Consider the following 23,832-nt stretch of genomic DNA (forward strand, 5'->3'; position numbering starts at 1 on the left):
GAGCGCGACCTCCGCGAATCATTCGCATCTTGGGGGAGGACGGTGTTTCAACCCACGCGCTCGCGTAGAGCGCGACTTACCGCCGCATGGTCAACATCATCACGTGGTTTCAACCCACGCGCTCGCGTAGAGCGCGACGGCGAGCGGGCGTAACCGCGTGCGTAGTCATCCATTGTTTCAACCCACGCGCTCGCGTAGAGCGCGACCGCGCCTTCTTCATCAGCCCTCGCCGGCGCGTCCAGTTTCAACCCACGCGCTCGCGTAGAGCGCGACGACGCTCCAATGGTTCCGGAACGCGCGTCACCGAGCGTTTCAACCCACGCGCTCGCGTAGAGCGCGACCGGTGGTGGTGGTCAATGCGGACAGGGGAGCGCAGGTTTCAACCCACGCGCTCGCGTAGAGCGCGACGTGCTGGATAAAGATGCCGTCAATGCGCTGGAAAGTGTTTCAACCCACGCGCTCGCGTAGAGCGCGACCGCTGACGCACGGCATCGGCGACGTGACGCTGACGTTTCAACCCACGCGCTCGCGTAGAGCGCGACCGGCAGTATGCCGAGGCAGGCGCGGTCGCGCACGACGTTTCAACCCACGCGCTCGCGTAGAGCGCGACGCCGCCGCATCGGCCGAAATCCACGACTGGACGGAGTTTCAACCCACGCGCTCGCGTAGAGCGCGACGTCGGAATCGTGACCGGCAGCGGCTTGTCGAGCGGTTTCAACCCACGCGCTCGCGTAGAGCGCGACCCACCCCCCACAAGGGGATCGTCCGCTCAATCCGTTTCAACCCACGCGCTCGCGTAGAGCGCGACACTTACCAGATCGCCGTCGTCAAGCATATTAAGACGTTTCAACCCACGCGCTCGCGTAGAGCGCGACCACGGTCAAAGGCAATCTGACGGTGATGGAGGCGACGTTTCAACCCACGCGCTCGCGTAGAGCGCGACACGTTGTCAGCGACACCGGAAATAAGATCACGCTGTTTCAACCCACGCGCTCGCGTAGAGCGCGACGCGCCTAAGCTGTCATGGAACGCGCCGCTCCAGTCGTTTCAACCCACGCGCTCGCGTAGAGCGCGACGACCGGACCATAAAGCGCCTTGAGCCGCTGCTCTCGTTTCAACCCACGCGCTCGCGTAGAGCGCGACTCGCGCGGCTTGTCGGCTTGCCGCCGGAAGTCGGTTTCAACCCACGCGATCGCGTAGAGCGCGACCTGCGACGCTGCGCACTGCGCGAGCGGTGTGCGCAAAGTTTCAACCCACGCGCTCGCGTAGAGCGCGACACCACACACTGGAGGCGCAATGAGCGCGACGGAAGTTTCAACCCACGCGCTCGCGTAGAGCGCGACCACTCGCGAGCGCGAGGCCCACCCACTTATTGCTGTTTCAACCCACGCGCTCGCGTAGAGCGCGACAGCCGCCTTTCGATCGCATTGAGCCGCTGGTCCTGTTTCAACCCACGCGCTCGCGTAGAGCGCGACGCCATAAGGCCATAATTTGGAGAGCAGCAAAGATGTTTCAACCCACGCGCTCGCGTAGAGCGCGACTAGTCGCGAGCGTAGCCAGCTTGTTGGGCGTTGTTTCAACCCACGCGCTCGCGTAGAGCGCGACTAGCCACCTAACGGTGAGTTAACCTGAGGGACAGAGTTTCAACCCACGCGCTCGCGTAGAGCGCGACCCGGAAGTACTTCGTCCACATATACCGGAACAAGTTTCAACCCACGCGCTCGCGTAGAGCGCGACGGCGTAACGCCGTCGCCGGTCAGCTGGCCGCGACCGTTTCAACCCACGCGCTCGCGTAGAGCGCGACCCGATGATCTCTCTGCGCTCGACGCCTGGGCCGGCGTTTCAACCCACGCGCTCGCGTAGAGCGCGACGCCGCGACCCGCGTTACCGTCGTCGTGACGTCGTCCGGCGTTTCAACCCACGCGCTCGCGTAGAGCGCGACAGACGCCTTTCGATCGCGTTCAAGCGTTGATCCTGTTTCAACCCACGCGCTCGCGTAGAGCGCGACGCCGATCAGCGCGCACAGCCAGCGCAGCAATGGGTTTCAACCCACGCGCTCGCGTAGAGCGCGACATGGCAGAGCCGAATCCTTGCGCGTCCTGCTTCTGTTTCAACCCACGCGCTCGCGTAGAGCGCGACCTAACGCTGTCCCGCAGCAATCGCCGTTGGCTGGTTTCAACCCACGCGCTCGCGTAGAGCGCGACCAAATGTTGCCGCGCACCAAACTTGATAGAGTAGTTTCAACCCACGCGCTCGCGTAGAGCGCGACGGACCGCTCAAAGTTTCCGAAGCACGCGATCACGTTTCAACCCACGCGCTCGCGTAGAGCGCGACCGGCGCCCAAATGCCGAGTGGTATGCGCGAGGACGTTTCAACCCACGCGCTCGCGTAGAGCGCGACAGCCGAGCAGCAGGCCGACGCGGCACGCGCAAATGGTTTCAACCCACGCGCTCGCGTAGAGCGCGACATTCCGATAGGCGTGGTGCGCCTCCTTTGCCGCATTGTTTCAACCCACGCGCTCGCGTAGAGCGCGACCCGCAAATCCGGCCGGGGTGTGCGAGCGCCCAAGTGTTTCAACCCACGCGCTCGCGTAGAGCGCGACCGATGAAGCCGCCTACGAGGCCGGCCACAAGCGCGTTTCAACCCACGCGCTCGCGTAGAGCGCGACCCACGCGTCGCGCCGGGTCGAGCGCGCGTCTCTCGTTTCAACCCACGCGCTCGCGTAGAGCGCGACACAAGGGTGCGACGGGGGATGCCGGGCCTGTCGGTGTTTCAACCCACGCGCTCGCGTAGAGCGCGACGCGCGACGCGGACGCCGTGAAAAAACCGAACGACGAAGGAGTTTCAACCCACGCGCTCGCGTAGAGCGCGACGGACGCCGCGGAACTTGTCGAGAAGACGTCCTAAGTTTCAACCCACGCGCTCGCGTAGAGCGCGACGGCCGCTTTGATGCGGATGAATGAGTCGAAGATGTTTCAACCCACGCGCTCGCGTAGAGCGCGACCCAGCCGCTGCCGTCCGCCTGCAGCGACGCGCGCTGAAGTTTCAACCCACGCGCTCGCGTAGAGCGCGACCAATGGTTCGCGGACGCGGGTGGATATATCGCATGGTTTCAACCCACGCGCTCGCGTAGAGCGCGACACGTGTAATCGAGCCGCACGCGCTGTCCGTCATTGTTTCAACCCACGCGCTCGCGTAGAGCGCGACTTAGGGCGGTTCCTGATCCAGCCTGCAATATGGTTTCAACCCACGCGCTCGCGTAGAGCGCGACCGCATCGCACATAAGCGATTGATAGCAAACAAAAAAAAGAGCCCATCCCGCGAACCGGGAGGGCTCACTGCAACAAACTACGACGCCAGCTTCTCACCCCCCGACGCGAAGCGAAAAATCAAAGAAAGATCAACGACTTACAAATCCCGCGAACCTCCCGCCATTTCCCCAGCCGCTCCACGTTCGCGCCCAAGCAATCGCCCTCAAAACCAGCGTCAAACAATCAATGGCCCATTTATATCAACAGCCGCCTTCGCCCCCACATGCTCGATCCGCCGTTCCCAGTTATTCCCCAAAAAATAGAACCGCAAACTATCCACCTCGGGATCGATAACCCCGATCAATCGACGCTTGAGCATGACCCATTGCGCGGCATCGACTTCAATCTCAAAGACCGAGTACTGCACCCGTTGCCCGAAATCCCTACACGCCTTCGCGACCCGCCTCAAGCGCCCCGACCCACCATCGGACGTCGTTGCGACGTCATAACTCACCAGCACCATCATCGCTCGCACCTCACTGCCAAAGATAAGCCGGATAAGCATCGATATCGCCGCGCAGATGCCGCGCGAGCAACTGCGCTTGCACGAACGGCACCATGCCGAGCCGGATCTTCTCATCGATGAAGGGATGCAGCACCTCGTCGCGCTTACGCTCTTGATAAGCGACGAGGATCGCCTTGCGAGCCTGATCGGTCATCGTCACCGCGCCGTTGTCGAGCGTCTTGAAGTCGCGCTTGTTCAATTGCTTGCGATTGATCAGCGAGAGCGCGAGACGATCCGCGATGACCGGCCGCATCTCCTCGATCAGATCGAGCGCGAGACTCGGACGCCCCGGCCGGTCGCGATGCAGAAAGCCGACGGCCGGATCGAGCCCGACTGTTTCGAGCGCTGACCGGCAATCGTGCGTAAGCAGTGTGTAGATAAAGGAAAGCAGCGCATTGATCGCATCGAGCGGCGGCCGCCTGCTGCGGCCACGAAACTGGAGCGCGGGATCGTCGACGCGAACCAGATGGCCGAACACACCGAAATAACTCTGCGCAGCTTCGCCTTCCAGCCCGCGCAGAACATCAATATCGCTCTCGATGGGCAGACGCCGCGCGATGATCGTCAGTCGCATCCGGGTCCGTTCGAGCGTTTGGCGAGCCGCGTCGTTGAGCTTGTCGCCGTGGTCCCGCAGCGCGCGACTGATTACCGCTCGCTGGTTGTACAGCTTTCCAGCGAGAATGTTTTGCACGATTGGCGCGGCGCGCGGCAGGTCGTCGCTCACTCGATACTGCTCACGCCGTAGCAGCACATTTCCGGCGACCGGTCCTTCGACGCGCGCCAGAAACCGCCCGTTCGACGACAGGTACGCGAGGCTCACTCCCTGCTCTGCACAGAAGCCGAGAAGAGGCGGCGAGACCAGCACGCGTCCGAAGCAAACAACGCTCTTCAGCATGTGAATGGGCAGTCGCGCTCGCTCATCGCCTTCGACCTCCATGACGACGTTCGCCCCGTCTTTTTTCAGCCACGCGCCTTCGGTCGTGACGTATAGGGTATTGAGTTGCCGTCGCATGCGTCAGTCCTCGAGTTTGGCTGCGAACCACGCCTTAACCGACACATGACGGCCAAGCGTCCGGGGCTGGCAGTCATCGATCAGGGAGCAAGCGTCGCAGCGGTGCGCTTCATAGGTCGCTGACGGGGTCCGCGCTTCACGCAAGAGGGCGCGAACGCCGTCGATCGTCGCAACGGTCAGGCGCCGCAATTCGTCGTCGAACGGCACGACCCGACGCCGGCGCGTCTTGCCGTAGAAGAGCGCACCTTCATCGATGCATTGCGCGAGCATCGCTTCCAGGCAAAGCGCCTGCGCGCACAACTGCACCTCGTCCGCGCGATGCGCCTTTGGCCGGCCGCGCTTGTACTCGACCGGATAAGCGTGCTCCGCTGAGCCGTCGTCCGGTCGGTGAAACTCGACGACGTCCGCGATACCCGCAATGCCGAGCTTCGCGTTCGACAACGGCATCGCCGTGACCGTCCGCACGCCGCGTCGCTTTTCCGTGCGCGGCTTGTCGGCTTGCTCGTGCAACACGCGTCCTTCGGCGGTGTACACGTTCTCCGTCCAGATCCGCTCGACATGAATCAGCGCGCATTGACGCGGACAGAAGAGGTAGTGCTGCAGCGACGAAAGCAGGATCGTATCGTCATCGCTCATCCTAAAACCGCTCGACCACCGTCACCCCCGACGGAACCCTCGCCGCATCGATCGACACCTCATAGTTCGCGAAACCCCGAGCTGGAAGATCAGCGTCCTTGGCCGCACGCTGCACCTTGATGGCATCGAAGAGAACATGCGCTGGCGCATTGCCCATCGGATGATCGTGCTTGAAAACAATCAGCTTGCGCGCCGCCATCTCGCCGCGCGCCGCCGAGCGATCATGCTCGAACATGCTCGTGAGCGAGCGCCACAGAAGCTCCAGATCGTCCTCCGAGAAGCCTGTGCGTTCCGCGAGTTTCGCGGAGATAAACCCGTGCGCACGATAAAGGCCGTAAGGAAGAATGTGCTTGCGCCCCATCGTGCGCTGCTCCTTCTGCTTCTCGGCGTCCTTCTCGTTCGTGACGGCCATGCGCGTAATGGACACTTCCATCGGCACAACGGGCTCGATCGACGACGCAAAGCCGAGCTGCACCGGCCCCCGCACCTGACCGCAGTTGACGCCGGTACTCATCACGGCGCCGAACGCCCGGATGTCGTAGAACTGCTTGCACATCCATTGCGTCAATTGCGTGCCTTGCGGATCCTTGGGAAGTTTTGCGCTGGGTTCGATCCCCTCCGCCTCATAAGCCTTTTTGTGCTGGTCGTTCAGCAGCGCCTTCTCCTGCATGTAGATGGCGTGGCCCGCCTCGGATTCCTTCTCCAGGCTCACATAGTTGCGAATCTTGCGCTTCAGGCACACATCGGTGACGAGCCCATGATTCGTTTCAGGGTCGAGGCGCGGCAGATTGCCCGCGTCGGGGTCGCCGTTCGGGTTGCCGTTGGTGACATCGAAGAGATAGACGAATTCGTAGCGATTGGCGATGGTGGTCATGCGGTTTCTTCTTCCGTGAGGTCGTCGGTGGGAGCGTCGATGAGGTCGGGGGCGTCGGTGTTGCCGGACTTGCGCCGGAAACGCTCGCTGCGCTGGTGGTAATAGCCGATGGCAAAGCGACCCTGATCTTCCATCGACAGCGTGCGCGGAAAATGACTGCCGATGCCGTCGAGGATTTCAGTCGCCTCGCGTTCCAGGACGACCGCCCAGCCTTTCATCGAGGCGTTTTTCATCGCTTTCGACAAATGGTTCTGCGCGCCGCGCATCAGTACCGGAAACACGAGCGCGGGGGTCGCGGACGCCGATCCGTAATACCGGTCGCGGATCGTCGCGTTCACTTTTTCGCCTAACGCGGCGGTTTGGATGCTTTCCAGCACGGAAAACAGGCGGCCGAGCCGGTAGCTCGGTGCGGCATCGTTTCTGTCCAGACTCACAGGTATCTCCGTTTCGATTCCTTTCACGTTCCAGCGCAGGTCGCGCACGAGAACGGCCTTGCATAACGCGGCACGCAGACCTGAAACCTGCTTGTCCGCTCGCATGCGTGTGACCGCGGCGCTCAGCAGCGTGCGCGGATAGCGCGAGCCAGTGAGCACCGCGCGCATCATCGCGCCCGCCAGTTGCGGCGGGACGTTCTCGCTTTTCTCCTGCGCAGCGGTGGCGGCGAGCAGGCGCCACGCGGCCGGGGGCGTGCGCCACGGCACCGGTTCTATCGATAGATCGTCGTAGTGCTCCTTCAACCGCATCGCGAACTCTTGTAGCGTGCCGGTTGCCCAATAACGTATCGATAGGCGCGACGCGTTAGGCGAAAGACCCAGCACGAACATCTTTGTGTCGGCTTCGAGCTTCAAATCGAGCACATCGGCCGCGCGCCCTTCCGATACCGCTTCCAGCGCAGACCGCAACTCCGCCGCCTCTGACGCATCGCTGACCGGCGGATCGACCGCATGCAGGAAGAATGTCTCGGCGTCGTGTTGCGCCTGCGGCGCTTCCGCCTCGGCCCAGAACACGACACTGGCATCGCCGACCTGGACGCATTGCCGGTGGTGCGGATCGCGCAGCAGCAGATGATTGAGGACGGTCGTATAACCGAAGGCGGCGAGCGTTGAGACTGGTGCATTGGCGCCGCGGTCCTTGCCGTAGGAATCGAAGGCGTCGAGGTTGAACGACACGATCGATGCGCCCGAACTCTGTGCGCCGTACACGCCCTTGATCGCCTGATGAATTCGCTGGATCGGCCGCGTTTCGCCGGTGACGAGGCACTTGCCGATCGCGCCGTCTTCATCGGTGCTATAGCGTGCGATCAATTCCTTCGCAGCGTGGGTCTCGTGGACATAGCCTCTCACGCCATCGATTCGGAACACGACGTTCGCCGCGAACAGTTCAGGTCCATGTCGCGTGATGCACTCGAACGAACGCCACTTCCCTGGCACCCACGCATCGAGAAACTTGCGCAACGCGACGAGCCCGACGTCGGTTGCATCGGAGAGACGCTCGGCGTGCAGCGCCTTGAACGCCGCATGTGCCTTTTCGTTCAGCGCAGGCACTTCCATCCCCGCCTTCTGCTCGACGCCGAGCACGAACGCGGTCTTGTCCCACAGAAAGAACGGTGCGGGCGAGATGCCAGGCCGCTTGAACGACGCGGGCACCGTCATGATTCTCCACTTCGGCTTCTTGTCCGACCTGGCCTGGATGTTGTTGACATCGACGAGTGTGCCGTCTTCCGTCAGAAGGATCTCGTAGCTGATCTTTTCCTGCGACAAACCGAACGCGGGCAATTCGCCGCGCCTCGCCTGCCGGTCGTAGTGCTGTGTCAAGGCCGAGAAAATCATCGTGCGCCGCCTTTCAACTGGAGCAACGGAATCTCGATCCATCCGCTCTTCATCGATGCACGGAAAAAGTGCGGCGTCATGCCGTCATCGAAATCGATGTCGTGAAGCATCCAGCCGAGATCGCGCTCGTCGATCAGCGATTCATGCGGCGCGCGCGCGACCTTGCCGTCTTCGAGTAACTCGAAGTCGGCGGCAAATTCGCGCACGCCGAAGCAGGGCGTGTGAAAGCATTGCCCCTTGCGCGCGCGCCGGTTGAAGATGTCGAGGTGCTTGCCGACGCTGTCCCCTTCGGCGGCCTTGTCGGTCAGAACGAAGTGCGCCTCGATGACGTACGCAACGTCGCGCAGGATCATCGACGCGCGTTGCTGACGGTCCACGTCGACGTAATTCACAAGGCCTTCGATGCGCTGCGCTTTCATCGCCGAGCGTGCGCTCGTCGCGGAAATTTTGCTCGAGACTTCGTTGCGACGGATCGTGTCGAAGCGAATCGGATTGAGCACCTGAATGCGGTCGATGACCCAGCGGATCGAGGGCTTCCAGTGAATCGCCTCGACGATGCCGCGTGCCGCCGATGGCGTCATCACGTCGTAGGACACGCGTTCGACCTTCATCTCCGGCCGGGTGAACAAGGCTCTGTCGCCCCAGACGTGCAAGCGGATTCCGTATGCCATGTAGTCTCGCTAATGTTTGCCTTGCGGGCTGGTTCTGGATTGAGCGCGATGCGGCGGCTGCTATTGGATCAGGCTGTCGATGCTCGGGCCGTTGTCGGCATCGACCTTGAGGCCGCAGTTCGGGTCGTAGAGATCGAGTCTGATCAGCTCCATGAACTGCGTGCCGAACACATCTTTGTTTACGGGCTGAACCGCGCCTGTCGCGACAAGCCGCATGAGCACCTTCGGACGAACCTGCACGAGATACGGCTGGAGCTTGCGGGGAAGGTCGCCACATTGCTTCGCCTTGCGAAGCTCGGCGACAAGCCCTTTCGACTCAACATCGTCGGCGACGATGATCGGCATGTCGGCGTTATCGATCATGCGAAAGTCGTTCTCCATGCGCTCGAAAGCGAAGGCGTCGCGGTCGTCCTCGATGTAGCCGAGCAGGTTGTGCTCGTCCAGTTCCGCGTGGCCTTTCCGCCAGTACACGTCGCCGAAATACTGCTCGATCGCGGCAAGCGACAAAGGATCGTGACCATGCTTTCGCCACACTTCGCGCGCGCGGTCGGCAAGTGCTTCGAGTTCCTGAGGCGGCTGCCAGTCGGAATTTGCAGGGGAGAACACGGTGACGACGCTGTCGTCGCGTGACCGCTCGCCTTCGCGATTGCAGCGCCCAGCCGCCTGCGCGATCGAGTCGATGCCGGCTTCCGCACGCAGAACATGCGGGAAATCCACATCGACGCCTGCTTCGATCAGCGAGGTCGAGACGAGGCGGCAGGTTTTTCTGTCTTTCAGTCGCTGGCGCACTTCTCCAAGCACACGCGTACGATGCTTCGCGTGCATCATCGTCGTCAGATGGCGCGCGCCGGGTTCGTCCTTGATCGATTCGAAGAGCGCCTGCGCATGCCGACGGTTGTTCACGATGCACAGCACCTGATCGTGATCGCGCATGCGTTGCGTGAGCTGTTCGTCGTCGAGCAGGCCGGCAATTTCGACGCGCACGCGTGCGAGGGTATGGAAGAGACGCTGCGGATCGGGCGCGAGTTCGCGCACGTTGGTGAAGCCGCCGTCGAACTGCGGCGCGTTGAGCGCGGGTTGCGTCGCGGTGCAGAGGACGATGCTCGTGCGGTAGTTCAGCGTGAGTTCATCGAGCACGGCGACGCACGGTCGCAAGAGGCGCAAGGGAAGCGCCTGCGCTTCGTCGAGAATGACGACGCTGTTCGCGATGTTATGCAGCTTGCGGCATTTCGACGGTCGCGCGGCGTAGAGGCTCTCGAAGAACTGCACCGACGTGGTGACGATGATGCGCGCGTCCCAGTTCTCCGTCGCGATGCGAAGTTTCGCGATGGAGGTGTGCTCCAGTTCGCCGGGCTCTGTGTAGGCGCTGTGATGCTCGACGATGACGCCGTCCAGTTTGCCGAGCTCGCCGAGGGCTTTTCGAAATACCGCCGCGTTTTGCTCGACGATGCTGGTGAACGGAATCACGTAGATCACACGATCGAGCTGGTGTGCGATCGCGTGATCGAGTGCGAAGGCTAGCGAAGTCAGCGTCTTGCCGCCGCCGGTTGGGACCGTCAGCGAGAACGTGCCGGTCGCTTCCCTCGCGCGCTCGCGGGCATGCGTGAGGATGTCCGCGCGCGTGGCGTCGATGGGATTCTTGATCGTGAAACGCGCGAGATGTTTATCGAGTTCGGTGCGCAGTTCTTCCAACGACGGTGGTGGCTCGTCTTCCTTCCTGCCGTAGAAGCGTGCCGTATCGAGATAATCGCCGTCAACGACGCACGAGAAAAGCATCCGAGTGAGTAGCGAGTATTGGAAGAACGGACGCGCTATGGCCGGTCGCCATCCGCTGGGCTGCAATTCAGCCGCTGACGCCGGTAACGTGAGTTCCTGCTCAAAGTCAGGCAGCAGCTTAGGCAGACGCGCTTTTAGCCGTTCGTCGAAAGCGGTTCGCTTGCCGGGATCGCGTCCGTTGGCGAGTCCCGCGTGATGCCCCGCGATGCCAAACGCGATGAACCGGCCTGGCAGACCGTAACGCTCACTGGCGATCTTCGCGCCCCACGTCGCGTGATCGACGCGTGGACCATCTACGAGGCGTCGCTGGAATTCGACAGTGTATTTGCCGAGGTCATGCAGCAGTCCTGCCGCACGGGCGAGTTCTTCGAAGCCAAACGTACGCGCAAACTTCGCGGCCTGATCGGCAACGCTGTTCAGATGTACCGCAAGAGGCTGCCAGTCGCTGCGATCTGCGTTCTTTGTTGAATGCGCGTAGAAGCGCGGTGAATCAGCCAAATTGTCTCCCAGTTCTTTTATCGCTCGATGCCGGGGATCGAACCCTCAAACATCCGCGTCAGCCGATTCTAGGAGTTGGCTTGTCTCAAAAAGCACTTTAAATCGTCAACGATTGCAAACCTCAACCATCTCACAAACGCCTTTCCCTACCCTCCCATATAATAATCATTCTCATTTGGCCATCTGCGGGTCAAAGCAACGAACAAGGACTATCGAATGCGAGGCAACTTCCTGACCGGCGAACGCCCCGCCAAGCCGACGCCATCAGAGCAAGCCCCCTCGCAGCCTACCGCCGGCGACAATCACCGCAAGCGCGGGATGAGCCAGCGTTCATTGCGCGTCTGGTCGATCGTGCATCGCTGGACGAGCCTCATCTGCACCGCGTTCATGCTTTTGCTCTGCCTGACGGGCTTGCCGCTGGTCTTTGGCCACGAGCTTGACGTCGTCCTCGGCGATGCGATCGAAGCGCCCGAACTGCCCGCCGCGCAGGCAAACGCGCGCGCGACCTACGACCAGATCCTGGCGGCGGCACTGAAGCAACACCTTGGCCACGTCCCGCAATACATGATTTGGGAGCCGGACGAGCCTTTGCTGCCGGTCATCGTCACTGCGCCGCGCGCCGATACCCCGCCCGACGACACCTTGAGCACCGTCGTCGACGGCCGCACCGCGCAGGCGCTCGGCCTGCCGCCCGGTAAGGGCTCGCTCAAGTTCGTGCTGCTGAAACTGCACGTCGACATGTTCGCCGGCCTCGCCGGCAAGCTCTTTCTCGGCGCGATGGGCGTGATGTTCCTGGCGGCGGTCGTATCGGGCGTTGTCGTGTATATGCCGTTCTGGCGCAAGGTCGGGCTCGGGCGCGTGCGGCTGAAGAAGAAGCGGCGCATCGTGTGGCTAGACTGGCACAACGCGCTCGGCATGCTGACGCTCGTGTGGGCGATCATCGTCGGCGGGACGGGGTCGATCAACACGCTCGCCGACCTGCTGCTCGAAGCCTGGCGCAACGATCAGCTCGCGCAGATGCTCGCGCCGTATCACGGCAAGCCGCCAATGGTGGCGAGCGCCTCCGTCGATGATGCCGTGAAAGTCGCGCGCGGCGTCGCGCCGGAGATGATCCCGTCGTTCGTCGCGTTTCCGGGTACGCGCTTCAGCAGCCCGCATCACTACACGGTGTTCATGCGCGGCGACGGAATTCTCACGACGCGGATGCTGCGGCCGGTGCTCATCGATGCATCGACTGGGGCGCTTACCGATTCACGCGAATTGCCGTGGTACTTAAAGCTGCTGTTGGGTTCGCAGCCGCTGCACTTCGGTGACTTCGGCGGGATGCCGCTCAAGATCTTCTGGGCAGCGTTCGACGTATTGACGATCGTTGTTTTGGGGAGCGGCTTGTATCTCTGGCTGACGCGCCATAACAAGCGCAAGCGCGGCGCATCGGCGTAAAAAAGGACCGGATACGGCCCTTGTTCGGAGTCAAACGATCACATCATCCCGCAAACCACCATCGCCACGATCGACGCTCCGACGAGCACCGCGCCCACCGTCCGCCGCTTATTAAGCTCGGTCCAAAGCAACACCCCCGTCAGCGACAGCAAAATAATGCTGCCCGCAAGCGTATCGATGAGCAGCACCCATCCGACGCTCAATCCCACGCCCTTGTGCAGATTGCTCATCGTTGCGAGGAAGCTGTTGTCCGTGCGCTTCACCGACACGAACCCGTTCCCCACCCAATATTCCGCCGATACCCCGCCACTCGGCGACGCCACCATAACCGTCCACTGTTCGGGCTGCATCGTCTTCTGATCGCCCCATGCGACGGCGCGCGCCGGTTCGCGCTTCACGCGTCCGGGATTGCCTTCTAGCTTCAGTTCATGCTTGAGCCAGCCACCAAGCTCCTTCGGCGATTTCAGTCCCTCGGCGGGAAGCGCCAGTTGCATCTGCGAGACCTGCGGCTCGCCGGTCGAAATCCGCAGCGGCCCGCCGCGATGATTCAGCAAGAACCCCGTCGTGCCGAACAGCAGCCCAAGCACCGCGCCCCACAAACCGACCCATCCGTGAATCTTGCGCAGCCACTTGATGAACGTCGCGCGACGCGAGCGGTTCTTGCGGACGGCCTGGTCGGCGTCGTCGATAAGGCGATGCGCGCCGTGTTCCTTGTACTGCATCGGGGATGCGTTCGATGTCCGCGGGGGCTTGATGGTTTCGGGCGCGTTCACGCGTCTCTCCGTTGTTCGGCAGAAAAAGAAAGGCCAACAGCGGTCGACGCATCGACCCACTTTGGCCACAAATGAGAATCGTTATCATTACATGGCCAAGGGGTTTAGACAACGCTTTGCAATAAAGCGTAAAAATTCAGACTGGCCAGAGCGGCCCTTCCTCCATCGCGCCGACCTGCTCGCGCAGTTCGAGGATGCGGTCTTCCCAATACCGTTGCGTGTTGAACCAAGGGAAGGCGGCGGGGAACGCGGGGTCGTCCCAGCGGCGCGCGAGCCATGCCGCGTAGTGAATCAGCCGCAGCGTGCGCAGTGCCTCGACGAGATGTAGTTCGCGCGGCTCGAAATCGCAGAAATCCTCGTAGCCGGCGAGCAGATCGCCCAGCGCGCGCGACGCCTCCGCGCGCTCGCCCGGCAGCAGCAGCCACAGGTCCTGGATCGCGGGGCCCATGCGGCTGTCGTCGAAATCGACGAAATGCGGGCCCGCGTCGGTCCACAGCACGTTGCTCGGATGACAGTCGCCGTGGAGACGAATCGGCGTGATGTCGCCCGCGCGTTCGAAACAGCGCTCGACGCCCTCCAGCGCCATTTTCACGACCGTCTCATAAGCCTCGCGCACGTCGCGCGGAACGAAGCCGTGCGTCAGCAGGAATTCGCGCGGCTCGTAGCCGAAGCTCTGGATATCGAGCGTCGGCCGCTCGCGATACGGCTCGATGCCGCCCACCGCATGAATCCGCCCGATGAAGCGCCCAAGCCATTCGAGCGTGTCGGAACGATCGATATCCGGTGCGCGGCCGCCACGGCGCTCGAAGATCGAAAAGCGAAAGCCGTCGAAACGATGCAGCGACGTGCCGTCGAACACGCGCGCGGGCACCGCCGGTATTTCGCGCCGATACAGCTCCGCGACGAACGCGTGCTCTTCGAGAATCGCCTGATCCGACCATCGATGCGGCCGGTAAAACTTCGCGACGACCGGCGGGCCGTCTTCCATGCCGACCTGATAGACGCGGTTTTCGTAGCTGTTGAGCGGGAGCATGCGCCCGTCGGTGCGTTCGCCGAGCGGGAGGAGGACGCTGTCGAGCGCATCGAGGACGCGCTCGGGCGTGAGATCGGCGAAGGGGGGAGCCGGATGCGCGTCGCCGGACGACGGCGTGCCGGGTGCTTCGGAATGGTCTGAGTTCATTCCGGCATTATCCGCGCATCGGCTTTGATCAGCCGGCGCCCAACCCGCCTTCAGTGAACGACGGAATTCGCCGGCCGGACGACGTCGCCGGTATCGATCAGGTCTTCGAGGAAGAACGGCTCCGTGTTGAGCAGTTGCGACACACCGGGCTCGCCCGCGTACCACGCGACCATTGCCATGTCGCCAAGAATTCGCATCACGATGCCGCGCGCCCCTTGAGGCACGGCGATATGCACGGAGCGGACGATCGAGCCGATTTGCATGATGAATCCCCGTCAGAGTGCCGGCTGTACCGGTCAATTTTGGTTACCAAGCACGGACTGTCCAGGGTTCGTGCACCAGACCGCAGGCCGCTCGGCGTCGCCTGAGGCGGGCGCGCGCGGCTTTGTGACAAGACGTTGCGCTACTACTTTAGCGCATCGCGATGCACGCGGTCCAAGAGCGCGTGCGCGGAAGCCAACGTAGCGATTTTTGGCGACTTGCGGGCCGCGAAGGCCGCCGGTAAAGACGCCGTCAATGAAAGCCGCGCGAAAGCCACTGACGCGTTAGCGGGCAGGGCGCAGCCGTTCGGCGTAAGGTGATGGACTTTGCTTTGCAGGAGGCTTTGTCGTGACTTCCTCGCCGGCGCCGGACCGGCCCGCTTCGTCTGCGTCTTCTTCCAACGCCCGTCGTCCTTCCCCCGATCCCACGCCGTACCTCGAACGCGGCTCGCGCGCTTACTGGCACGCGTCGCTCGCGCTGCTGTTTGCCGGTTACGCCACGTTCTCGCTGTTGTACTGTGTGCAGCCGCTGCTGCCGGAGTTCTCCGCGACGTTCGGCGTGAGTCCGGCGCAGAGCGCGCTGGCGGTGTCGGTATCGACTGCATCGCTTGCGATTGCGATTTTCGTCGCCGGATTCGTCTCCGAAGGATGGAGCCGGCATCGGCTGATGACGCTTTCGCTCTCGGCGTCGTCGGTGCTGACGATCATCGCCGCGTTTCTGCCAAGCTGGCACGGGTTGCTCGTCGTGCGCGCGCTCGAAGGGCTCGCGCTCGGTGGCGTGCCGGCCGTCGCGATGGCCTATCTCGCCGAGGAGGTCGAGCCCGAAGGTCTTGGTCTCGCGATGGGACTGTACGTCGGCGGCACGGCGATCGGCGGGATGGCCGGGCGCGTGATCAGCGGCGTGCTCGCGGATTTCTTCTCGTGGCGCGTGGCGATCGGCGGGATCGGCGCGCTCGGACTGCTCTCGACGCTCGCGTTCCGCGCGCTTCTGCCACCCTCGCGACGCTTCGTTCCGCGACGCGGCATGGGCTTTCGCCATCATCGACTGGCGCTCGCGACGCACCTTCGCAACCGCGACCTGCCGTTCCTTTTCCTGATGGGCTTCGTGTTGATGGGCAGCTTCGTCACGCTTTACAACTTCGTCGGCTACCGGCTGATCGATGAGCCGTTCCGGCTGAGCCAGACGCAGATCGGCGCGATTTTCACGGTGTACCTGACGGGCGTAGTGGCGTCGCCGTGGTCCGGGAAGATGGCCGATGTCTTCGGGCGCGGGCGCGTGCTGATCGCGAGTCTTCTGCTGATGTTCGGCGGCGTGCTGCTGACGCTTTCAAATTCGCTGCCGATGATCATCGGCGGAATTGCCTGCGTCACGTTCGGGTTCTTCGCGGGGCACGCGGTGGCGAGCAGTTGGGTCGGGCGCCTGGCCACGCAAGCGAAAGGGCAGGCGGCGGCGCTTTATCTGCTGGCGTATTACATCGGGTCGAGTCTGATCGGCTCGTATGGCGGGCACTTCTGGACGGGGTTCGGATGGGGCGGCGTCGCGGGGCTCGTCGGCGCGTTGTTGCTGATCGGGCTGGCGGGGGCGGTGCATTTGAGTCGGCGGGAGGCATAGTCTTTTCGTCTGATCGAAAGGAAAACGAAAACGCCGGCGTATCAGGGTTTTTCCGCGTCCGCTTAAATCGACCGCCCGCAAAGGCTTGCGGCATAAGGCACGGCCGTTCGCTCCGCCACGCAGAAACGCGGATATCCGGCGACACACCGTGATACGCGGCCTATACTCGAATCGCCAGTGCAGCGCCGGGCGAACGGCTCGACGCAAAAGCAAGACGATGGGAGACGAGCAATGACGACGTACTTCACAATCGGTGACTTCATCCTGATCATCCCAATGGCGCTCGCCGGCGCGCTGTTTCTAGGCGCGATTCCTTGCGCGTCTCACTTCAAGAACAATGTGCTCAGAGCTTTCGGCGCGCTGGTCGGCGTGCTGGTGGCGTTTTTGCTGGTCGAAGGGCTGCCTGCGTTGATATAGGGCTTCTTCGCGTTGGCGAGCCGCGCACTTGGTGACGCACGCGCGTGCTTGCGTTCGACGCTGGCGGCGGTTTTGCGATTCGCTTGACGCGGGGCGTCGACATGTCCCAGCGTCTGAGCGCGCCACGTTCGGGATTTATCCTCCAAAAGTTTTCGCTTGCGGCCTTCGCGTTTCCCGACGTTCGCGCAGGGATGCGCGGATCGCTCCGTTCTGGCGCCATGCGCTTCGGCCGCCCGGGCAAACTGGACCGCTTCCCCGCGGGTACATTTCTCTTCGGCGCCACACGCCTCTGCGTGACGTCGCGATTTGCGATTCGCGTTTTCTGATCGCTGTGTCGAGGCGCCGCGCTCCACGCCGCGCCGGTTCGGACGCCTCGACCGTTTCCCCGCAGACGCCCCGTTTCGATTCTTCATCCGCGTGCGCCCAGGCGTGCACCGGCTGCGCCGGTGTGGCTGCCTCGACCGTTGCGGCGCAGACGCCGCGTACCGATACTTCGATGCGCCCGAACCGGATCTTGCATCCTGCCGCGCAGGTTCGGAAGCTTCGACGATTTCCCAGCAGACGCCGCGTACTCATGCGTCGATCCTCCCAAGCCGAACCCGCATGCCGCCGACCGCGCGCGATGCAAACAATCCGTTCTCCGCGAAGTTTCACATCGGGTCCGAATCAGACACGTAGCGTGCTCCTGCCGGGCAGGGCGAGCCGCTCGGATCATCAGACATAAGCGCGTAGTTGTACGCCCCATCGTTCGCGCGCGAGCCGTCCCCCAGGCACGCCATCTGCACGCAACATCGCATCCACCGTGCTTCGACACGCGTATTCACAGCACAGCATCAATTGCAACGAGCTCCCATGCCGCTCCTCACCGTCGCCGCTATCGCACTCGCCGCGCTTCTCGCGGTGTTCGCAGCCGTCTGGGCCTGGCAACTTCGCTCTCGCAATGCCGGCATGATCGACCCGATCTGGGCGTTCTCGCTCGGCGGCGTCGCCGTGCTGTACGCGGCCCTGGCGAACGGCGACCCACACACACGCCTGATAGTAGGAATCGGCGGGATAGTGTGGGGCGCGCGGCTCGGCGCGCACCTGTGGCGGCGGAATTCAGGCCACGCCGAAGACCCGCGCTATCGGAAATTGCGCGACAAGTGGGGCGAAGTGGCGAACCGCAACATGTTCCTGTTCTTCCTGCTGCAAGTCGTGATTTCGATGCTGCTTTCCATCGCTTTCCTGATCCCCGCCTATCGCGCGACGCCGCCCGCACCCGCGTGGGTCGCGCTGGCGACGTTGATCTGGGCAGCATCGATCGCAGGCGAAGCCCTCGCCGACCGCCAGTTACGAGACTTCAAAGCCGATCCGGAGAACCACGGACAGGTCTGCCGTGCTGGCCTCTGGCGCTATTCGCGGCACCCGAACTACTTCTTCGAATGCGTGCACTGGGTCGCGTACATTCCGCTGGCAGTTGGGTCAGGCCCGGGCGGCGCGGGTGCGTGGTTCTGGGCGATGCTCCTGCCGCCCGTTCTGATGGCGTGGCTCCTCATGCGCGTCTCCGGCGTGCCGATGGTCGAAGCCGAATCGGCGAAAAAGCGCGCGGGCTACGCCGACTACATGCGCACGACTAGCGCGCTGATCCCGTGGCCGCCGCGCCCTCGAACCTGATGAAACCATGAGCGACTTGACCGTCCCCCAACGCGCGGCGCCGGATGGCTGGCTGATCGACTTGTGCGAACGCGGCCGCATTCCCGATGCGCTCGTGCGCTTCGGCATGCGCCAGTTGCTGAAAAGCCGTCTCGCCGACGAATCCGCCGGCGACGGCGAAGCCCGCTCGCTGCGCCTGAATCGCCTCGTCGACGAACTGCGCGCGAGCCCGATCGCGATCGACACGCATGCCGCGAACGCGCAGCATTACGAGCTTCCGGCGGCGTTTTTCCACGCGCATCTGGGGCCGCATCTGAAGTATTCGTGCTGTTTGTATCGAGAGGGCAGCGAGACGCTCGCCGAAGCCGAGCGCGCGATGTTCGAGGAATATGCCGCGCGCGCCGAACTGGCCGACGGCCAGCGCATCCTCGATCTCGGTTGCGGCTGGGGATCGCTCGCGCTGTGGCTGGCGGCGCGTTATCCGAATGCGGAGATCGTCGGTCTATCGAATTCGCGCGGGCAGCGTGAGTTCATCGAGGCGCGCGCGGTCGAGCGCGGGCTGTCGAACCTGCGCGTGCTGACGGGCGATATCGTCGATTTCGAGTTCGGCGGGACGCTCGCAGTCGGCGGATTCGATCGCGTGCTGTCGGTCGAAATGTTCGAGCACATGAAGAACTACCGGCTCCTGCTGCGGAAAATCGCGGGCTGGATGCGCGTCGACGCCAAACTCTTCGTGCATGTGTTCGCGCACCGGACTTTGGCATATCACTTCGAGGTGAAGGACGGCCGCGACTGGATGTCGAAATACTTCTTCACCGGCGGGACGATGCCGTCGGAGTCGCTGCTGCTCTATTTTCAGGACGACGTGGCGATCGAGCGCCAGTGGTGGGTCAGCGGCACGCACTACGAGCGCACCGCGAACGACTGGCTGAGCAATCTCGACGCGGCGCGCTCGCGCCTGATGCCGCTGTTCACCGACACCTACGGCCCCGCCGACGCCGCGCGCTGGTTCCAGCGCTGGCGCATGTTCTATATGGCGGTCGCGGAACTGTTCGGCTACGCGGGCGGCGCGGAGTGGGGCGTCGCGCACTATCTCTTCACGCGACGCCAGACGGCCTTTATCTGAGATGTTCGCCGAGGAACACGAGCGTGCGTCCGTGCGCGAGCGCCGATGCCTGCGCGTTGTACGACGCGCGATCGCCGCAATTGAAGCCGTGATCGGCGTTCGGATAGACGTGGACTTCGGCGTCGTTACGGCCGGTGAAGCGCTCGCGCACCTCGCCGACCGCCGACGGCGGAATGTGCGCGTCGAGTTCGCCGTAGTGGAACTGCATCGGCACCTTGATGCTGTCGGCCTTGTCGAGTTGCGTCTGGATGCCGCCGCCGTAGTACGCCACGCCCACGTCGATCGCGCCCTGCGCCGCGGCCAGATACGCGAGGCGTCCGCCGAAGCAATAACCGATCGCCGCAACCTTGCCGCTCACTTCAGGCAGCGCGCGCAACGCTTGCGCAGCCGCGCCGACGTCGGCGACGGCCTGCTCGACGCCGGTTTTTTGCAGCAGTTCCATCGCTTTCTGGCGGTCGGCGCCTTCGTAGCCGAGCTCGACGCGCGGTTGCGTGCGCCAGAACACATCGGGCGCGAGCGCAACATAACCATCGGCGGCGTACTGGTCGGCGACGCTGCGAATGTGCGCGTTCACGCCGAAAATCTCCTGCAGGATGATGACGGCAGGGCCTGTGCCCGTCTTCGGCAGCGCCAGATAGCCTTGGAAACTGTCGGTGCCGGCGGGAATGTCGATCCAGCGGGAAGTCACGGTCGTCGTCACGTCGTTGCTCCTTATAGTGCGTGAAAGAGGTCAGGCGAGGGAGTGTGCCACCATTCAACACCCAATGCTGGCGCGGCTCCCGGGCGCTTTCGGACACCTTTCCGCTGCGCCGGAAATCCTCGAAAAGCCAACCAGGCACGATGCTTGACGGCGCTTCTGAATTAGAGCATCGCTTCTACAAATAAGCTTTTAAAAACAAGGTTATAAAAAACGCGTCCGGCGATTAACGGCGCGCAATCGTAAAACTTGAATCGACTCGCCCGCCAAACCATTGCCCACTCGTTCCCGATGCTCGGAAACCCGCATGTACAGGGGCTTTGCGCGGACTCCAGCACATTCCTCAGCGCTTCTCAACAAGACTTTAATCAGTAGTGACACCACTATCTTAAAAAACTTCCCCAAATTAATTTGACAACCCTACACTTGCGCGCAGTGCGGATGGCGGCTGCCAAAAACGGCCAGCCGGAAGGACTTGCCAAGTGCATGACGATGCATCCGGCGTGGTCGTCCACGGGACTGAGCGATCGTGATGAAAGACGGGGCACAGGGCGATTACGTTGTTTTTGGGACCGAAACTGGAGACTTACATGAACACCAAGCTTCAAAAATTGTTGCCGATCAGCGCTGCAGCAATGATGTTCGCTGCGTTGGCAACGACCGCGGCAGCCGACGAAACTGTCAAGATCGGTCACGTTGCACCGCTGACCGGCGGCATTGCTCACTTGGGCAAGGATAACGAAAACGGCGCGCGGCTCGCAGTCGAAGAAATCAACGCGAAGGGCCTGACGGTCAACGGCCAGAAGGTCACGCTGGTCCTCGACCCGCAAGACGACGCGGCCGACCCGCGTACCGCCACGCAAGTTGCGCAGAAACTCGTCGACGACAAGGTCGTCGCCGTCATTGGTCACTTGAACTCGGGCACGTCGATCCCGGCATCGAAGATCTACAGCGATGCGGGCATCGTTCAGATCTCGCCGTCGGCCACGAACCCGACCTACACGCAGCAAGGCTTCAAGACGACGTACCGCGTCGTTGCGACCGATGCGCAGCAGGGTCCGGCGCTCGCCAACTACGCCGCGAAGCAGTTGAAGATCAAGAGCGTCGCGATCGTCGACGACTCGACGGCTTACGGCCAGGGTCTTGCCAACGAGTTCGAGAAGACTGCCAAGTCGCTCGGCCTGAAGGTGATCTCGCATGACGCGACGAACGACAAGGCTGTCGACTTCCGCGCGATTCTGACGAAGATCAAGGGCGAAAACCCGGATGCCGTGATGTTCGGCGGCATGGACGCGACGGGCGGCCCGTTCGCCAAGCAGGCTAAGCAGCTCGGCCTGCGCGCCAAGGTGCTGGCCGGCGACGGCGTCTGTACCGAAAAGCTGGCCGACTTGGCCGGCGACGCGACCGACAACGTCGTGTGCTCGGAAGCCGGCATGGCGCTTGAGAAGATGGAAGGCGGCGCGGCGTTCGCGGAGAAGTACAAGAAGCGTTTTGGCCAGCCGATCCAGATCTACGCGCCGTTCACGTATGACGCGGTGTACATCGTCGCCGACGCGATGAAGCGCGCCAACTCGACCGATCCGGCGAAGATTCTGGCCGCGATGCCGAACACCGACTACAAGGGTGTGATCGGCCAGACGACCTTCGATTCGAAGGGCGACCTGAAGCACGGCGTGATCTCGCTGTACGACTACAAGAAGGGCAAGAAGACGCTGCTCGACGTGGTCAAGATGTAAATTCGCGATGGGCGGTTTCTTGCGGAACCGCCTTCGTGGATGAAAAAAGCACGCGGAATCGCGTGCTTTTTTTTGGGCTGGTGGGTTGGGTTTGCTTGGGCTGAAGGCGTGGGGCGTGGGGCGTGGGGGCGTGGGGCTTGGGGCGTGAGGCGTGGGGGCGTGGGGCGGGGGGCGCGGCGAAGGCGAAGCGGGAATAGGGAAGCTGCGAGCCGAGCCGAAGCTGAGGGCCGCGAGTCGCGAGCCGCGAGCCGCGAGCCGAAGCCAAGCCAAAGCCAAAGCCAAAGCCAAGCCGAAGCCAAGCCGAAGCCAAGCCGAAGCCAAGCCGAAGCGAGTGCCAAAGCCAAAGCCAGAGCCAGAGCCAGAGCCAGAGCCAGAGCCAGAGCCAGAGCCAGAGCCAGAGCCAGAGCCAGAGCCAGAGCCAGAGCCGCCCGTTGGCAGAAAGGGGAAAGCCGAGCGCCGACGCCGAAAGCCAGCGATCCAAGCGCGCCTCGCTCCCCTCAAACCCTCAACCGCCTCAAAATCCTCGGCCCCACCAGCGCGATCAACGCGCAGCACGCCGCGACCACCGACAGTCCGATCGGCAGCGTGCTCACCTGCGCGACCCCGCCGATCAGCACCGGCCCGATCAGCAAGCCAAAATACGCGAGTCCCGCCACGTGCGCGAGCCCTTCGGCCGCGCTTACGCCCTTGACACGCGTCGCCGCGGCGAACAGTACCGGCATCATGTTCGCGAGCCCGAGACCCATCAGCGTCAAGCCGGTCATCGTCGCGAACGCGTAGGGCAGCACGAGCGCCATCACCATCCCGACGAACGCGAGCGCCGCGCTGCCGAACACGAGCTGCGGCGCGCCGAAGCGCGCGCGCACGAAATCGCCGCCGAAGCGCCCCGCCGCCATGCCGCCGGTGAACGCCGCGTACGCCGCGCTCGACAGCGCGGGCGTCGCGAGGACGACGTCGCGCATGTAAACGGTCGCCCAGTCGTACATGGCGCCCTCGGCGATCAGCGCGATCAGCGCCACGCCGCCGAGCGCCCACAGCGCCGACGAACGCCACCGGTTCGACGACGACGCCTTCGCGTGCGCGGCGTGATGCGGCACGTGCGGCAGGACGGCGGGCATCGAGATCAGCAACACGGCCACGCTCACCGCCGACGCCAGCGCCAGATGCATCTCCGGCGCCATGCCGTGCGCGAGCAGCGCGCCGCCGACGGCCGCGCCCGCCATCCCGCCGACGCTGAACATGCCGTGCAGCGACGACATGATCGGCCGCCCGAGTGCCTGTTCGACCGCGCTCGCCTCGGCGTTCATCGCGACGTCGAGCGTCGCCATGCCGAAGCCGAACGCGGCAAGCACGCCGAGCAACATCCCGTACGACGGCGTAACGAGGATCAGCGCGCAACTCACGGCCATTGCGATGCCGCCCGCGAGGCTGGCGGCGCGCGTGCCCGCGCGGGCGATCCACGAGGCGGTGGTCAGCATCGCCAGAATCGAGCCGCACGCCACTGCGAGCAGCGCGAACGACAGCATGCCGGGGCTGAGCGCAAACTTGTCGCGCACGGTCGGGACGTGCACGCCCCACGACGCGTAGATCATCCCCGCGATGAAGAAGATCGCCATCGTCGCGTAGCGGGCGCGCTCGCGCTCGGTGGGCGGCAACTGGCGATGCGCGGCGAGCGCGTGGTCGTGATCGTGATCGTGGTGATCTGGGGAAGTGGCGGAAGGCGTCGATTCGGACACGAAAAGGCTCTTTTGAAGGGGAATCGCGACAGCTTAAAGCGAATGCGCGGAGCTTTCGATTCTATCGAACGGCCTAGAGACATGCTCGCGCGTGGTGCATTAAGATCGATC

The 23,832-nt window shown here is 63.3% G+C and carries 18 protein-coding genes and 1 CRISPR repeat array (1 of these 19 cut by a window edge); of the genes, 6 read left to right on the forward strand and 12 right to left on the reverse strand.

Translation table 11 applies throughout. From position 1 onward, the window contains the following. Positions 1-3,271: direct repeats of the CRISPR family, unit length 32 nt; unit sequence GTTTCAACCCACGCGCTCGCGTAGAGCGCGAC; it begins 156 nt to the left of the window's first position. Positions 3,272-3,486: 215 nt separating this feature from the next. From cas2 to AWB65_RS09710, 7 genes are read right to left on the reverse strand one after another with little or no spacing between them, the layout of a single operon-like run. Continuing rightward, a complete protein-coding gene (gene cas2 / locus AWB65_RS09680) occupies positions 3,487-3,777 on the reverse strand; it encodes a CRISPR-associated endonuclease Cas2 (RefSeq protein WP_087666989.1) in 291 nt (96 codons plus the stop codon). Between the two features lie 10 nt (positions 3,778-3,787). After that, positions 3,788-4,828 (reverse strand): type I-C CRISPR-associated endonuclease Cas1c, encoded by a 1,041-nt coding sequence (gene cas1c, locus AWB65_RS09685; protein ID WP_087666952.1) that lies wholly within the window; start codon positions 4,826-4,828, stop codon positions 3,788-3,790. Positions 4,829-4,831: 3 nt separating this feature from the next. Beyond that, a complete protein-coding gene (gene cas4, locus AWB65_RS09690) occupies positions 4,832-5,464 on the reverse strand; it encodes a CRISPR-associated protein Cas4 (protein ID WP_087666953.1) in 633 nt (210 codons plus the stop codon). A gap of 1 nt (position 5,465) precedes the next feature. After that, positions 5,466-6,338, reverse strand: coding sequence for a type I-C CRISPR-associated protein Cas7/Csd2 (gene cas7c, locus AWB65_RS09695; RefSeq protein ID WP_087666954.1), 873 nt, complete (start codon positions 6,336-6,338; stop codon positions 5,466-5,468). Continuing rightward, the gene (cas8c, locus tag AWB65_RS09700; RefSeq protein ID WP_087666955.1) at positions 6,335-8,167 is read right to left on the reverse strand and encodes a type I-C CRISPR-associated protein Cas8c/Csd1; all 1,833 of its coding nucleotides are present in this window, start codon (positions 8,165-8,167) and stop codon (positions 6,335-6,337) included. Before cas8c ends, cas7c begins: the two co-directional genes overlap by 4 nt. Next, positions 8,164-8,838 carry a type I-C CRISPR-associated protein Cas5c gene (gene cas5c / locus AWB65_RS09705; RefSeq protein WP_087666956.1) on the reverse strand — a complete coding sequence of 225 codons (675 nt, stop codon included), beginning with the start codon at positions 8,836-8,838 and terminating at the stop codon, positions 8,164-8,166. The genes cas8c and cas5c overlap by 4 nt, the downstream gene beginning before the upstream one ends. A 60-nt stretch (positions 8,839-8,898) precedes the next feature. Further along, positions 8,899-11,112 (reverse strand): CRISPR-associated helicase/endonuclease Cas3, encoded by a 2,214-nt coding sequence (locus AWB65_RS09710; RefSeq protein ID WP_087666957.1) that lies wholly within the window; start codon positions 11,110-11,112, stop codon positions 8,899-8,901. A 216-nt stretch (positions 11,113-11,328) separates the two neighbouring features. Here AWB65_RS09710 and AWB65_RS09715 point away from each other — a divergent pair, with 216 nt between their 5' ends. Beyond that, complete coding sequence (locus AWB65_RS09715) at positions 11,329-12,552, forward strand: PepSY-associated TM helix domain-containing protein (protein ID WP_235007563.1); 1,224 nt, start codon at positions 11,329-11,331, stop codon at positions 12,550-12,552. Positions 12,553-12,590: 38 nt separating this feature from the next. Here the strand turns inward: AWB65_RS09715 and AWB65_RS09720 are convergent, their stop codons facing one another. The 3 genes from AWB65_RS09720 to AWB65_RS09730 form a co-directional block, all read right to left on the reverse strand. Then, a complete protein-coding gene (locus AWB65_RS09720) occupies positions 12,591-13,325 on the reverse strand; it encodes a PepSY-associated TM helix domain-containing protein (protein ID WP_374729738.1) in 735 nt (244 codons plus the stop codon). A 136-nt stretch (positions 13,326-13,461) separates the two neighbouring features. After that, positions 13,462-14,505 carry an SrkA family protein kinase gene (locus AWB65_RS09725; RefSeq protein WP_087666958.1) on the reverse strand — a complete coding sequence of 348 codons (1,044 nt, stop codon included), beginning with the start codon at positions 14,503-14,505 and terminating at the stop codon, positions 13,462-13,464. Between the two features lie 50 nt (positions 14,506-14,555). Beyond that, positions 14,556-14,768, reverse strand: a complete 213-nt coding sequence (locus AWB65_RS09730; RefSeq protein ID WP_062638904.1) for a hypothetical protein — start codon at positions 14,766-14,768, stop codon at positions 14,556-14,558. 346 nt (positions 14,769-15,114) lie between these two features. On the opposite strand from AWB65_RS09730, the gene AWB65_RS09735 reads away from it, so the two are divergent. The 4 genes from AWB65_RS09735 to AWB65_RS09755 all read left to right on the forward strand — a co-directional run bounded on the left by AWB65_RS09735 (position 15,115) and on the right by AWB65_RS09755 (position 19,552). After that, positions 15,115-16,377 (forward strand): MFS transporter, encoded by a 1,263-nt coding sequence (locus tag AWB65_RS09735; RefSeq protein WP_087666959.1) that lies wholly within the window; start codon positions 15,115-15,117, stop codon positions 16,375-16,377. A gap of 231 nt (positions 16,378-16,608) precedes the next feature. Then, positions 16,609-16,794: a hypothetical protein gene (locus AWB65_RS09740; protein WP_035936571.1), complete on the forward strand. Its 186-nt coding sequence runs from the start codon at positions 16,609-16,611 to the stop codon at positions 16,792-16,794. Positions 16,795-17,646: 852 nt separating this feature from the next. Further along, the gene (locus AWB65_RS09750; protein WP_087666961.1) at positions 17,647-18,447 is read left to right on the forward strand and encodes a DUF1295 domain-containing protein; all 801 of its coding nucleotides are present in this window, start codon (positions 17,647-17,649) and stop codon (positions 18,445-18,447) included. Positions 18,448-18,454: 7 nt separating this feature from the next. Beyond that, positions 18,455-19,552: an SAM-dependent methyltransferase gene (locus AWB65_RS09755; RefSeq protein WP_087666962.1), complete on the forward strand. Its 1,098-nt coding sequence runs from the start codon at positions 18,455-18,457 to the stop codon at positions 19,550-19,552. Here AWB65_RS09755 and AWB65_RS09760 read toward each other — a convergent pair. Then, a complete protein-coding gene (locus AWB65_RS09760) occupies positions 19,545-20,252 on the reverse strand; it encodes a dienelactone hydrolase family protein (RefSeq protein WP_087666963.1) in 708 nt (235 codons plus the stop codon). The genes AWB65_RS09755 and AWB65_RS09760 overlap by 8 nt on opposite strands. A gap of 587 nt (positions 20,253-20,839) precedes the next feature. Here AWB65_RS09760 and AWB65_RS09765 point away from each other — a divergent pair. Continuing rightward, positions 20,840-21,985: a branched-chain amino acid ABC transporter substrate-binding protein gene (locus tag AWB65_RS09765; protein WP_087666964.1), complete on the forward strand. Its 1,146-nt coding sequence runs from the start codon at positions 20,840-20,842 to the stop codon at positions 21,983-21,985. 497 nt (positions 21,986-22,482) lie between these two features. Here the strand turns inward: AWB65_RS09765 and AWB65_RS09775 are convergent, their stop codons facing one another. Continuing rightward, positions 22,483-23,721, reverse strand: a complete 1,239-nt coding sequence (locus tag AWB65_RS09775; protein ID WP_374729739.1) for an MFS transporter — start codon at positions 23,719-23,721, stop codon at positions 22,483-22,485. Between the last annotated feature and the right edge of the window lie 111 nt (positions 23,722-23,832).

The sequence above is a fragment of the Caballeronia humi genome (assembly GCF_001544475.1).
GTDB lineage: Bacteria > Pseudomonadota > Gammaproteobacteria > Burkholderiales > Burkholderiaceae > Caballeronia > Caballeronia humi.

What these genes read in the sequence shown, in the direction of transcription:
- cas2 (WP_087666989.1), bottom strand. Translation starts at nt 3,777, where the DNA reads ATGATGGTGCTGGTGAGTTATGACGTCGCAACGACGTCCGATGGTGGG.
- cas1c (WP_087666952.1), bottom strand. Translation starts at nt 4,828, where the DNA reads ATGCGACGGCAACTCAATACCCTATACGTCACGACCGAAGGCGCGTGG.
- cas4 (WP_087666953.1), bottom strand. Translation starts at nt 5,464, where the DNA reads ATGAGCGATGACGATACGATCCTGCTTTCGTCGCTGCAGCACTACCTC.
- cas7c (WP_087666954.1), bottom strand. Translation starts at nt 6,338, where the DNA reads ATGACCACCATCGCCAATCGCTACGAATTCGTCTATCTCTTCGATGTC.
- cas8c (WP_087666955.1), bottom strand. Translation starts at nt 8,167, where the DNA reads ATGATTTTCTCGGCCTTGACACAGCACTACGACCGGCAGGCGAGGCGC.
- cas5c (WP_087666956.1), bottom strand. Translation starts at nt 8,838, where the DNA reads ATGGCATACGGAATCCGCTTGCACGTCTGGGGCGACAGAGCCTTGTTC.
- AWB65_RS09715 (WP_235007563.1), top strand. Translation starts at nt 11,329, where the DNA reads ATGCGAGGCAACTTCCTGACCGGCGAACGCCCCGCCAAGCCGACGCCA.
- AWB65_RS09725 (WP_087666958.1), bottom strand. Translation starts at nt 14,505, where the DNA reads ATGAACTCAGACCATTCCGAAGCACCCGGCACGCCGTCGTCCGGCGAC.
- AWB65_RS09730 (WP_062638904.1), bottom strand. Translation starts at nt 14,768, where the DNA reads ATGCAAATCGGCTCGATCGTCCGCTCCGTGCATATCGCCGTGCCTCAA.
- AWB65_RS09740 (WP_035936571.1), top strand. Translation starts at nt 16,609, where the DNA reads ATGACGACGTACTTCACAATCGGTGACTTCATCCTGATCATCCCAATG.
- AWB65_RS09750 (WP_087666961.1), top strand. Translation starts at nt 17,647, where the DNA reads ATGCCGCTCCTCACCGTCGCCGCTATCGCACTCGCCGCGCTTCTCGCG.
- AWB65_RS09755 (WP_087666962.1), top strand. Translation starts at nt 18,455, where the DNA reads ATGAGCGACTTGACCGTCCCCCAACGCGCGGCGCCGGATGGCTGGCTG.
- AWB65_RS09765 (WP_087666964.1), top strand. Translation starts at nt 20,840, where the DNA reads ATGAACACCAAGCTTCAAAAATTGTTGCCGATCAGCGCTGCAGCAATG.